The following is an 11776-nucleotide window of genomic DNA, read 5'->3' as shown; positions in this document are numbered from 1 at the left end:
GACGTCAGCCACGTTGTGCCGGCGCAGCGGGACGCCAGGGCAGCGCCCGACGCAGCTGGCTCAAGGCGCGTGACAGGTCGTCAGTCGCATCAGTTTGCTGGGCGTAGCGCTGCGCCTCGTAGAGGCTGACGAACGCAAGAATGGCCGGCGCCTGTTCGGGCAGCATCGCTGCGGCGCGCTGGGCGAAACTACGGGCGCCCTCGCCTTTGTGGCGGCGCGCGCCATGACGTGCCAGAAGTCGTTCGAAGCGCCGGAACAGGCGCTGCTGAGCGTCCGTTTCGCGCCGCCAGGGCTTGAACAGCAGCAGCGCGAGCACGCCGGTCAGCACACCCAGCAGCGCCACCAGGCCAAGACCGAGCGTCTGGCCGTCCAGCTTGCCGAACCAGCGTTGCAGCATCTGCGACTGCTGCTCGTCCTGATAGTTGAGTACCCAGCGCTGCCAACCGTAATTGAGGCTGTCCCAGCGCAGGCGCAGCGCGTTCATCCAGCCGATATCACGGTAGCGCAGCAGTGACATCGGTTCGTCGGCGAGAAAGCTCTGCTCACGGGCCAGCGCCTGCTCCAGGCCCTGCTCCACCCGCTCGGGCGCAACCTGGAAGGTCGGGTCGACACTGACCCAACCACGCTCCGCGACCCAGTACTCGACCCAGGCGTGGGCGTCGAACTGGTGAACGGAAAGGTAGTTGCCCGCCGGGTTGACCTCACCGCCCTGATAGCCCGCCACCACCCGGGCCGGAATGCCCGCTGCGCGCAGCACGAACGTCATGGCCCCGGCGTAGTGTGCGCAGAATCCGCTGCGCGTCTCGAACAGGAAATCATCGACGATATCGCTCCCCACCGGCGGCGGCTCCAGGGTGTAGTGATAGGGCTGGCGGTTGAAGTGCTTCAACAGCGCATCCACCATCGCCTGCGGCTCTTGCGCAGAGCGCCGTAGCTCGGTCGCCCAGGCGCGAGTACGTGGATTGCCCTGTTCCGGCAGCTGCAATGCGCGCCCGAGGCTCGCCGGTGCGCTGGTCGCTTCGCGACGCGCGTCCAGCCATGAAGTCGCCTGATACATCAGCGGCTTGTTCACCGGCTGGCGGCGCTGGAGATGAAAATCCGCCATAAGCTGCGCCTCGGCGGACGCAACCTGCGGCACATCCAGCGCGAACAGCCAGGGCTGGCCGCTGGGCTGCATGACGATGCTGTAGCTGAGCGGCTCACCAGCCGCCTGCCACTCCGGCGCCTGGGGAAGCTGCGAAGCGTAGGACTGCGACCAGCGACGACCGTCGAAGCGTTCGAAGGTCACCGCGCGCCAGTAGAGCTGGCCGCGGGGCGGAATGTCGCCGTCGAAGGTGACGCGAAAGGCCAGCTCCGCCGAACGGCCAAGACGGGCGATATCGCCGGGCGCCATGTGATCGGCCAAGCCGGTTGTGCCGCGGTCGCCGGCCTGCGGCAACGACCACAGTGGCGGCAGGCGGGGGAAGAACAGAAACAGCACCAGCATCAGCGGAATCGCCTGCAACAGCAGCGAACCGGCCAGGCGTACCGTCGGCCATGGTCGGGTGACCAGGCTACTCTGCTGCAGCCCGATCATCGCGGCCAGCAATGCGGTGACGGGCAGCAGGCTATACAGTCCGGCGACCAGGCTGTCCTCGAACAGGTAGCTGGTCACTACTGCGAAGAAACCGAGGAAGATCAGTACAAGCGCATCGCGACGGGTGCTCATCTCCACGAGCTTGAGAATGAACGCAGCGATCAGCAGCACTACGCCGGCTTCCAGGCCGACCAGGCTGCCGCGCGAGAAATACACGCCGAAGCCGGCGCCAATCATCAGCAGCGCCTTGAGCCAGCTGCGCGGATAACGCGCACGCATGCGAAATATCTGGATCCGCCAGCTGGCGCAGCCCAACCACAGGCCGATGATCCATAGCGGCAGATGAGTGAGGTGCGGCAGGATCACCAGCACCTGCGCCACCAGCAGCCAGATCAGGCTGTTGCGCGGAATTCCCGGCTTCGCGCTCACTTCACGCCCTCCTCGCTCAGGCCATGCAGCGCCAGTGCACGCAGGCAGGCATCCCGATGAGCCTGCCCGCCATCGGGTCCGACCAGCTCACCCGGCAGGCGCAGTGCGAACGGCTGCTGCTTGTCGCTGAGGTCGACGACCCAGTGGCAGAGCCTCGACAGGCGCTGCTCGGTGTCGCCGTCCAGGGCATCGAAGTCCAGCAGCGGATCGTTACCGAGCAGGCTGGCGAAATCCTTCACCAGCAGGCCCTGGCCACGGGAATAGGCCTTCCAGTGCAGGCGTCGGCGCGGATCGCCCGGCTGCCAGGCCCGTAGCCCCTGATAGTCGTCGACCCCGGCGCCGTGCGTCAGCGTGCCCTCATCCTCGGCTTCCTGCGCCTTGCCGCCGGGCGGGCGCTCGGCAATCGATGGCTGCGGGTAGACCAGCGCCGCCAGCTCCAGATCGATCCAGCTCCAGGCCACCAGCAGGCCCAGCGGAAAACGGCTCTCGACCCGCACACGCCCCGGTCGCAGCCAGCCGCGGCGTTGCGTCGGCAGGCTCAATTCGACTTCGACGGCGCCGCCCGCCGGCACATCGACCAGGCGCAAGCCGCTGGCCGGCCAGCCGAGCGCCACCGCCTGATAGGCGCGACCGGGACTTTCCAGACGCACCCGCAACAGCGCCTGCTCACCGACGAATGCAGCGGTGGTTCCGCCCGCCTGCAGGACCAGGCCGGCAAGATTGCGCCAGGTATGCAGGATGGTGACGAGATACAACGACCCGAGCAGAAAGGTCAGGCCGTAGGCCAGGCTGTTCTGGTAGTTGATCGCGGTCAGCAGCATCAGCAGCAGCGCCACCAGGAACGCCAGCCCGACCGCGGTGGGCATGATGAAGATGCGCCGCTGGTTCAGGCGCACGCTGGAAGCGGGCGGGATGCGCCGCAGCAGCCAGCGGTCACGAAAGCGCGGCAACAGCCTCACGACAGTTGCCCGCCGTCATGCCCGGATGTCGCTGTCACAGGGCAGGCACTTCGCGCAGCAACCATTGCACCAACGCACCGCCGCCATGACCGGTGGCGTCCGCGCGCTCGCGCAGGCGATGACCGACCACGGTCGGCAACACCGCCTGCACGTCCTCCGGAATCACGTAGTCGCGCCCATCGAGAAATGCCCAGGCACGTGCAGCCGCAAGCAGGGCCAGGCTGCCCCGCGGCGACAGTCCCCAGGCGAATTGCGGCTGCGTGCGGGTGGCCTCCACCAGTCGCAGCACGTAATCGACCAGCGCATCGCTGACCCGCACGTTGCCCACCGCGTCCTGAATGGCACGTAGTTCGTCGTGTTCCAGCAGCGGTTCGAGGCGGGTCAGCAGATCGCGTCGCGACTCGCCCAGCAGCAGCGCCTTTTCCGCTGCCTTGGCCGGATAGCCCAGGGAAACGCGCATGAGAAAGCGGTCAAGCTGCGATTCCGGCAATGCAAAGGTGCCACCTGAACTGACCGGGTTCTGTGTGGCGATGACGAAGAATGGGTCAGGTAACGGGCGCGTCGCCCCCTCGATGGTGACCTGCCCCTCCTCCATGGCTTCAAGCAGCGCGCTCTGGCTCTTCGGCGTGGCGCGGTTGATCTCGTCGGCCAGCACCAGCTCGGCGAAGATCGGACCCGGGTGGAAGACGAACTGTCCGCTGTCCTTGTCGAACACCGAGGTGCCGAGAATGTCACCGGGCAGCAGATCGGAGGTGAACTGGATGCGCTGGAACTCCAATCCCAGCACCTTGGCCAGGGTATGGCTCAGGGTGGTCTTGCCCATGCCCGGCATGTCTTCGACCAGCAGATGACCTCGGGCCAAGAGACAGGCAAGGGCCAGTCGAACCTGGGCTTCCTTGCCGAGCAATACTTCGTTGACTGCTCGCAGGCAGGCGTCCAATCGGGTGCGCATAGACTCTCCTTCGTTCGTCGCACTGATGCTACTGGTCAGCTGCGGCCAGGCAAAGCGAAGGAAATGCCCGGTGACGAGTTTGTGATCCTGGCACCGTTGCAGCGCTCACGCCGCTGCGCCTGTTTCCAGACGATGGAAAGCAGCTGCAGACATTGCTTGTGAGATGACGGCCGCGGGAAAGCGGTAAGCGAGCCGGAAGGCTCGAAGGCAATTGCCGGCCCGTGCGCTAGCGAACGGACCGGCAACTGAAGGCGCCGGCTCAGCGACCGGCGCGGGATTCGCGAAGGTAGAAGCGCGCCTTCTGCGCTTTCTGCGTGCAACCGCGGAAGGCTTCGAACTGCTGCTGCGTCTTGGCGCCGGTCAGCAAGGCCATGGCCTTGGAGTAGCTGACCGTACCGGCGAAGCCTTCGGCTTCCGCCAGGCTCTGCTCCTTCCACGCCGCATTCAGCTCCGCGGCGCAGCTGTCACGGTATGCCGTCTTGCCAGCACAACCGGCCAGCAACAGAACCAGCAAAGGCAAAGATAGCCAGGTTTTCATCGCATGATCCCTCGTATGCCATTCAGGAGTTAAGGCGCAGCTCGCGCCTGACGGTGCCGCAAATACTCGACCACGGACGGCTGGTCGCCAGCGAACTCGATACGCTCGGCCTTGCTCTCGCGCTGATAGGCGTACATGGGGTCGTAATACTCACCCAGCAGCGTCTCAATCCAGGCGCGATGCAGGTCGACAGAGCCACTACGCGCCTGTTCCGCCAGCGCTTGATCCATCAGCAATGCCAGGCGCTGGTAACGCTCGCCGCCGAGTCGCTTGCTGATATTGACCAGACTTTGCTGCAGACGCTCGGCGAATGCAGCGAAACCGTTCTCGCCCTGCTCGGCGATGAATTCAGCGCACAGGTCGATCACGTAGTCCTTGAGAATCCGCTCGACGCGCCCTTCCAGGCTGTCCTCCAGCCAGACCAGCGGAAATTCCTGCATGCCGTTGAACAGCGGCAATGGAATCGAGCAACGCCCGACCAGACGCGCCTCATCCTCGACAACGAACGTCTGGATGCCCGCTGCACGCATCTTCAGCAGCCGGATCGCCAGGGCGTTCTCGAAATCGATCTGCGCCGGTTGTGGTGTCGCGCGCTTGCCGAAGCTGGAGCCCCGGTGATTGGCCAGGCCTTCCAGGTCCAGGCTGTTATCCAGCTGCGCCAGCACTTCGGTCTTGCCGGTACCGGTCATCCCGCCCACCAGCACGAAACCGCACTGCTCGACAGCCTGATCAATGGTGTCCAGCAAGAAATGGCGCATCGCCTTGTAGCCGCCGACGACCCGCGGGTACTCGATGCCCATCTCATCCTTCAGCCATTGCTGGACGATCTTCGAACGCAAACCACCACGGAAGCAGTACAGGTAGCCGTTCGGATGAGCCCGGGCGAAATCGGCCCAGGCCTGAAGCCGCTCCGCCTTGGTCTTGCCGGACACCAGCTGATGGCCCAGCTCGATGGCGGCTTTCTGGCCGTGCTGCTTGTAGCAGGTGCCGACCTTCTGCCGCTCGATGTCGCTCATCAGCGGCAGGTTGACCACGCCGGGAAACGCGCCCTTGTCGAATTCCACCGGCGCACGGGCATCCATCATCGGGGTGTCGTTGAGGAACAGCGCGCGAAAATCTTCGGTATCGCTGCGCATCAACGCACCTCTACCGCATGGCTGCGCGCGTCCACCAGCTGGCCGATCGGCTCCAGGGCGAGGCCGAGCTCGGCGCAAACGGCGAGGAATTCAGCTTCGCCTTCCGGCGCCACCGCGACCAGCAAGCCACCACTGGTTTGGGGGTCACAGAGCAGCTGCTTGTGGCGTTCGTCGAGCGTGCCGATGCGCTCACCGTAGCTGTCGAAATTGCGCAGGGTCCCGCCGGGCACGCATCCCTGCTCCAGGTAGTACTCGATGCCCGGTAGCCGCGGTACGCGGTCGTAGTCGATCTCGGCAGTCAGGCCGCTGCCGTCGGCCATTTCCACCAGATGGCCGAGCAGGCCGAAGCCGGTGACGTCGGTCATGGCACGAACCCCCTCGAGCTTGCCGAAACGGCTACCGGCAGTGTTCAGGGTGCACATCCAGTCGCGGGCCAGCCCGACGTCCTCGGCGCGCAGCTTGGCCTTTTTCTCGGCGGTGGTGAGGATGCCGATGCCCAGCGGCTTGGTCAGGTACAGCGTGCAGCCGGCGGTAGCGGTGTCATTGCGCTTCATCTGGTGCTTGTTCACAAGGCCGGTGACGGCCAGGCCGAAGATCGGCTCGGGCGCATCGATCGAATGGCCGCCGGCGAGGGGAATGCCTGCGGCATCGCAGACGGCGCGGCCACCGGCGATCACTTCGCGGGCGACTTCCGGCGGCAGCACGTTGACCGGCCAGCCAAGGATGGCGATGGCCATCAGCGGATCGCCACCCATGGCGTAGATGTCGCTGATGGCATTGGTCGCAGCAATGCGACCGAAATCGAACGGATCGTCGACGATGGGCATGAAGAAGTCTGTGGTCGACACCACGCCGCGCTCTTCATCGATGCCGTACACCGCGGCATCATCACGCGAGGCATTACCGACCCACAGACGCGGGTCGAGGTTCTGCGCTCCGCTGCCGGCAAGAATCACGTCCAGCACCTTGGGCGATATCTTGCAGCCGCAGCCGGCGCCATGACTGTACTGGGTGAGGCGGATCGGTTCGCTCATCAGGCTCTCTCGTGACACGTGCACAAACGGGCGGCGATTGTAGCAAAGGCCGCTGTAGATTCGCCGGTTGCCGCCGGATTCGGGCATGCAACGACAGGCTCGAGCGTGACGAGGTCCGATCAGCCCTTGCAGGCTTGCCGGCCAGGCACGAAGCTATCGCGAGTGCCACAGGGAGAAACGCATGAGTAAGAGAGTTGCACTGGTATTGGGATCAGGTGGCGCACGGGGCTATGCGCATATCGGCGTGATCGAGGAGCTGGAGGCACGAGGCTATGAGATCGCCTGCATTGCAGGCTGTTCAATGGGCGCGGTCGTCGGCGGCATCTATGCAGCCGGCAAGCTCGACGAGTACCGCAGCTGGATCGAAAGCCTCGATTATCTGGATCTGCTGCGCCTGGTCGACCCAAGCTTCAGTCTCGGCGCGATCCGCGGCGAAAAGGTGTTCGGCCGCATCCGCGACATGGTCGGCAAGACCCGCATCGAGGATCTGCCGATTCCGTTCACAGCGGTCGCCACCGACCTGACCAATCAGCAGGAGATCTGGTTTCAGGAAGGCAGCCTGGAACTGGCGATGCGCGCCTCCGCGGCCATCCCGAGCCTGTTCACGCCGGTCATGCAGGGCAATCGCATGCTGGTCGACGGCGGCCTGCTCAATCCCCTACCGATCGTCCCGGTGGTGTCGGCGCATTGCGACATGATCATCGCGGTCAACCTCAACGCCAACAATCACAAGCAATACCCGCTACCGGAGATCGAGCGCCCCGGCCGCTTCGACTCGCTCATGACCTCGATCAGCTCGCACATCCCGTTCTGGCGCAAGGACGAAGCCGAGCTGACCGAACAGATCGAGGATATCCGCGCAGGCGAATTGACTCGCGGTGATCAGCCACCGGCCGCACCGACCAGCCGCAGCGCGCCTCGATCGGCGGAAGGCTCGACGGTAATCGATGTGACTGGCCCGGCGTCGCTGCTGGAGCTGATCAACCAGAGCTTCGATGTCATGCAGTCTTCGCTGGCGCAGTACAAGATCGCCGGCTATCCGCCGAATGTGCTGGTCAATATTCCGAAGCGGGCCTGCCGCTTCTACGAGTTCTACAAGGCGCCGGAGCTCATAGCGCTGGGCCGCATCGTCGCCCACGACGCCCTCGTGCGCTACGAAGAGGAGCAGTGACCGGCAGACGCCACCTCACCGCCCGGCAGGTTCCCGCCGCTCGTTCGCGAGCTGCGTCGATTCGTGCGGTGGCATCTGCGGCACCTCCTTGATCAGCCAGTCACCCAGCAGGCTATAGGCGACCGCGAGCAGGGTCGGGCCGAGGAACAGCCCCATGAAACCGAACGCGAGAATGCCGCCGAACACACCGAGCAGCACCACCACCAGCGGCAGATTGCCCCCTCGGCTGATCAGATAGGGTTTGAGCACGTTGTCCACGCCGCTGATGATGAACATCCCCCAGATGCCGAGGAAGATCGCCATACCGTAATCGCCCTGCCAGGCCAGCCAGGCAACGGCTGGGCCCCAGATCAGCGGCGGCACCATGATGAAGCTACAGGCGAAGGTCAGCAGCCCGAGCACCAGCGCCCCCGGCACCCCGGCGATGAGAAAACCGATGTAGGCCAGAATCGCCTGAGCCGCGGCAGTGCCTATCACCCCGTTGACCACTCGCTGCACCGTCCCCGCAACGAGTTCCAGATAATGATCCGCACGGTCACCGATCAGCCTGTGCAACAGGCTATGGACGAATGCCGACAAGCGTGGCCCATCGCGATAGAAAAAGAACACCAGCACCAGGCTCAGCGCCAGTTCGAGCATCCCGCCGCCGATGCGCGCGCTGCGCACTAGCAGCCAGTTGGCGACCTGGCCGATGTAGGGCCGAATGCTGGCGATCAGCGCCGTGCCCTGCTCGTCCACGGTGCTCCAGAAATTCAGCAGTGCATCGCCTATCAGCGGCACCTCACCCAGCCAGGCCGGCGCCGGCGGCAGTCCCTCGACCTGCAGATCGTGCAGCAATGCGTTGGCATCGCGGATCTGGTCGGCGATGTTGAAGCCCAGCCAAACCAGCGGCACCGCCACCAGAACCATCCAGCTGAACGTGAGCAGACCGGCGGCGAGCGTGGCATTGCCATTCAGCCAACGGGTCAGCACGCGCATGACCGGCCAGCTGGCGAATGCCAGAACGGCAGCCCAGAACAACGCGGAAGCAAAGGGCGCCAGTACCCAGAGACAGGCGGCCAGCAGCCCGAGGAGCAGAATCTGCACCAGCAGGCGATCATTGTTGAGCATGTGAAATTACTCTACTGAAAAGAGCCGGCGCGTTCTGTCAGCGTGACGCGTCAGCGAAGACGGCTATTGCAGCCGTTACGCAGGATCAGCGCAATAGTCTGATGAGCAAACCGGGTTGCTCCGACTCATCCACTTCCAGGCGGCCGCCACGAATGCGTTCGGCGACCAGCGCTTCACGCCAGGCGGCTGCGCTACGCCCGGCCAGGCTCACCCGCGTTGTGCTGTCCAGGCGCATGACGTTGGCCAGCAGCGCACCCCACTCGGCCGTCGGCTCATCGGCCAGATCCGGTAGACGCAGTTCGCCGGTGCTGCGCAGCTGTCGTTGTAATGTCGCCGCAGTCGGCAGTACACCCGTCAAAGGCCGGTCGGAGAGAAGTTGTTCGACATGCAGGTAAGGCCTACCGTTGCCACGGGTAATCCCGTACAGCGCGATCAGTTCGCCCTCACCGCCGGGCATGCGCGCCAATAGATAGGCCTGCTGCGCCTCGGGACCGTAGAGCATCGACTTGTCGAAGATTGCGTTGGCCCACAGACTGCTGGAACCACACTCACGCCCTTCGCACCAGAAGAGCAACTCGGCGCCCCGTTGCAACAGCGTGCCGCGAGCCTCGGTAAAGGCTTCAATACCCGTGTGCGTGGCTGGCAATTGATAGGTGATCGCGGTCAGCTCGCCAGAGACGACCACCTGGGAGGCCATCCGCAGGTTGCCACTGATGCGACGTATCGAGTCCTGCGGATACACCCGCTCCTGAACCTGGGTTTGCCGGTAATCGACGATCTGCGCCTGGGCAAAACGAGGCAGGCGCTCCAGATCGGCACTCCCGGTAACGTCAGCCGCCAGCACAGCGGCGGAGAAAAACGCCGCCGCTGCTATCCATGCACTTCGCATAACTCTCCTCAACGGGACACCTTCGACTGCTTGCCGAAGCTCAACCGGCGTATCGCGTCGCATGGACCCGATAGGCTCAGAACGTCAGCAGGCCGGTGCTCGCAGGGAAACGTGGCACTGTAGCGATTGATCATTGCGCTGGCTCTGCTGGAACATTGCTTCCCAGCCTCGCCAGTTGGCAAAAGCAAGTCAAGCAAGGGTTTGCGAGAGAGTATTGCGAGCCCGCCGGATACGTCAGTCGTGTAAGAAGCTGTTGAATACCCTGGCGACCGCCTCAGCGCCAATGTCATCGTCCAGATGCAAATGATGCCCACCCGCCAGGCGGCGGATATCGAACGGGAAGCTTTCGACAAGCTCGAGCAGCTCAGGCTGCATCATCAACCCCTGCTCGGCCAGCACCAGGCTGGTCGGGCAAGCGACCCGACTGACGAAGGCCAACGCATGGGCGCGGGTCAGCCGCATTGCCGAGGGAAGCATCAGGCGTGGATCGGTGCGCCAGGTGTAGCCGCCGGGCACAGGCATCAACCCTCGCTGTGCGAGCATCTCGGCCGCCTCGCGACTGACCGCGCCGACGCCTTTCATCCGCGCCTGCACAGCCTGGTCGAAACTCGCGTAGACCGGCTTGCGCTTGTCGTTCACCGCGAGCAGCGCCTCGAGGGCGGAACCAAGCTTCTGCGGCGCGCTATCCGCCTCGCCGGTGTAGGGAATCACGCCATCGATCAATGCGAGCCGCTCGACGCGCTCGGGTAGCGCACCGGCGAGCAGCACGGAAACGATCGCGCCCATGGAGTGCCCGAGCAATGAAAAGCGCTGCCAGCCAAACTGCTCGGCGACCTGCAGCACGTCATGGGCATAGTCCCAGATGTTGTATCCGGCCCCGATCGGACGATGATCGGAATGGCCGTGACCAGGCAGATCCAGCGCCACGATGCGCAGCCCTTGCAGCCTGGGCGCCAGACGGCTGAAGGTTGCCGCGTTATCCAGCCAGCCATGCAACGCAATCACCGGCTTGCCATCGTCAGGCCCGTAAAGATGCGCCGCCACCTCAAGATGCGGCAGGCTCAGCCGGACTTCTTCGAACAGCACGCTCATGCAGCCCCCTTGGAAAGCTCGGTATAGCTGCCCCAGCGACCAAGCAGTTCACGCAGCTTTTCTGCGGTCTGCTGCGGCTGTTCGAACGGAAACATGTGGCCTCCTGGCAAGCTGTGCGCTTCGCCACGCGACATCAGCCGCAGCAGATAACCATGATGCGGCAGCACGACACGACTATCGCGCCCGCGAATCATCGCCAGCGGAATCTTCAAGGCCGGCGGCCAACCGGGAGTGAGATGAGGCACGCTGCGATAGATGCTGATTTCGGTCCGCGGATCGAAACGCAGGCGCACCCCCTGCCCCACAGGCTCCAGACCATGCTCGAGATAGGCTTCGAGGCATTCCGGATCAAAGCTGCTGAACAGGACTTTGCCGGCGAAATAGGCGCGTGCCTCTTCGACACTGGCGAACTGTTCGCGCCGTCCCAGCGTACGGCCAGCCGGCGTCAGCCGGTCGATGAAACCGAGGCGCTTGGCCGCCCAGATCACCGTCTGGTCGAACCAGGTCGGTATCGGCGAATCCAGCATGACGACCCCGTGGTACAGGTCCGGGCGCAGCAGCGCGGCGCGGTAATGCAGCATGCCACCGAACGAATGCCCTACCCCCCACACCGGCTCGTGCAATCGATCGAGCTGCTCGAACAACTCGTCGAGCAGGTTGTTCCAGTTATCGTCGACCGGAAAGCGCGGGTCGTGCCCATGGCGGTCCATGTGCGTGACCCGGTATTCCGGCGCCAGGGCGTCGAACAGCTTGCGATAGGTGGCCGAGGGAAAGCCATTGGCGTGGGCGAAGAAGATGCGTTGCGACATGGAAGGCGTTGCCGGACAGACTGAAGCCTCATTGTCTGGCAGGCCTCGGCAGGCAGCAATCGCCATAGCCCTGCCGAATGA

11 protein-coding genes are annotated in these 11776 nt (G+C 64.4%); 1 reads left to right on the top strand and 10 read right to left on the bottom strand.

Annotated features, from left to right (window positions below; all coding sequences use genetic code 11):
- Positions 1 to 4: 4 nt before the first annotated feature.
- The 6 genes from LW136_RS10715 to selD all read right to left on the bottom strand — a co-directional run bounded on the left by LW136_RS10715 (position 5) and on the right by selD (position 6624).
- A complete protein-coding gene (locus LW136_RS10715) occupies positions 5 to 2005 on the bottom strand; it encodes a transglutaminase TgpA family protein (RefSeq protein ID WP_234175154.1) in 2001 nt (666 codons plus the stop codon).
- Positions 2002 to 2964, bottom strand: a complete 963-nt coding sequence (locus LW136_RS10710) for a DUF58 domain-containing protein (protein ID WP_234175153.1) — start codon at positions 2962 to 2964, stop codon at positions 2002 to 2004. The genes LW136_RS10715 and LW136_RS10710 overlap by 4 nt, the downstream gene beginning before the upstream one ends.
- Positions 2965 to 2998: 34 nt before the next feature.
- Positions 2999 to 3916 carry an AAA family ATPase gene (locus LW136_RS10705; protein ID WP_014820448.1) on the bottom strand — a complete coding sequence of 306 codons (918 nt, stop codon included), beginning with the start codon at positions 3914 to 3916 and terminating at the stop codon, positions 2999 to 3001.
- A 259-nt stretch (positions 3917 to 4175) separates the two neighbouring features.
- Complete coding sequence (locus tag LW136_RS10700) at positions 4176 to 4454, bottom strand: hypothetical protein (RefSeq protein ID WP_014820449.1); 279 nt, start codon at positions 4452 to 4454, stop codon at positions 4176 to 4178.
- A 29-nt stretch (positions 4455 to 4483) separates the two neighbouring features.
- On the bottom strand, positions 4484 to 5590 hold the full coding sequence (gene mnmH / locus LW136_RS10695; RefSeq protein WP_234175152.1) for a tRNA 2-selenouridine(34) synthase MnmH: 1107 nt from the start codon (positions 5588 to 5590) through the stop codon (positions 4484 to 4486).
- The gene (selD, locus tag LW136_RS10690; RefSeq protein ID WP_234175151.1) at positions 5590 to 6624 is read right to left on the bottom strand and encodes a selenide, water dikinase SelD; all 1035 of its coding nucleotides are present in this window, start codon (positions 6622 to 6624) and stop codon (positions 5590 to 5592) included. The genes mnmH and selD overlap by 1 nt, the downstream gene beginning before the upstream one ends.
- 181 nt (positions 6625 to 6805) lie before the next feature.
- Here selD and LW136_RS10685 point away from each other — a divergent pair, with 181 nt between their 5' ends.
- The gene (locus tag LW136_RS10685) at positions 6806 to 7795 is read left to right on the top strand and encodes a patatin-like phospholipase family protein (protein WP_031298529.1); all 990 of its coding nucleotides are present in this window, start codon (positions 6806 to 6808) and stop codon (positions 7793 to 7795) included.
- A gap of 15 nt (positions 7796 to 7810) precedes the next feature.
- Here LW136_RS10685 and LW136_RS10680 read toward each other — a convergent pair whose 3' ends face one another.
- The 4 genes from LW136_RS10680 to LW136_RS10665 all read right to left on the bottom strand — a co-directional run bounded on the left by LW136_RS10680 (position 7811) and on the right by LW136_RS10665 (position 11695).
- Positions 7811 to 8905, bottom strand: a complete 1095-nt coding sequence (locus tag LW136_RS10680) for an AI-2E family transporter (protein WP_023447213.1) — start codon at positions 8903 to 8905, stop codon at positions 7811 to 7813.
- Between the two features lie 85 nt (positions 8906 to 8990).
- A complete protein-coding gene (locus tag LW136_RS10675) occupies positions 8991 to 9794 on the bottom strand; it encodes a DUF4892 domain-containing protein (protein WP_023447214.1) in 804 nt (267 codons plus the stop codon).
- A gap of 234 nt (positions 9795 to 10028) precedes the next feature.
- Positions 10029 to 10886: an alpha/beta hydrolase gene (locus LW136_RS10670; RefSeq protein ID WP_234175150.1), complete on the bottom strand. Its 858-nt coding sequence runs from the start codon at positions 10884 to 10886 to the stop codon at positions 10029 to 10031.
- Positions 10883 to 11695 (bottom strand): alpha/beta fold hydrolase, encoded by an 813-nt coding sequence (locus LW136_RS10665; RefSeq protein WP_234175149.1) that lies wholly within the window; start codon positions 11693 to 11695, stop codon positions 10883 to 10885. The genes LW136_RS10670 and LW136_RS10665 overlap by 4 nt, the downstream gene beginning before the upstream one ends.
- Between the last annotated feature and the right edge of the window lie 81 nt (positions 11696 to 11776).

Origin of the sequence: Stutzerimonas kunmingensis, from assembly GCF_021432085.1 — a bacterium.
Taxonomy (GTDB): domain Bacteria; phylum Pseudomonadota; class Gammaproteobacteria; order Pseudomonadales; family Pseudomonadaceae; genus Stutzerimonas.
Note: the sequence above shows the minus strand (reverse complement) of the source record. Positions and strands in the feature narration are given on the sequence as shown.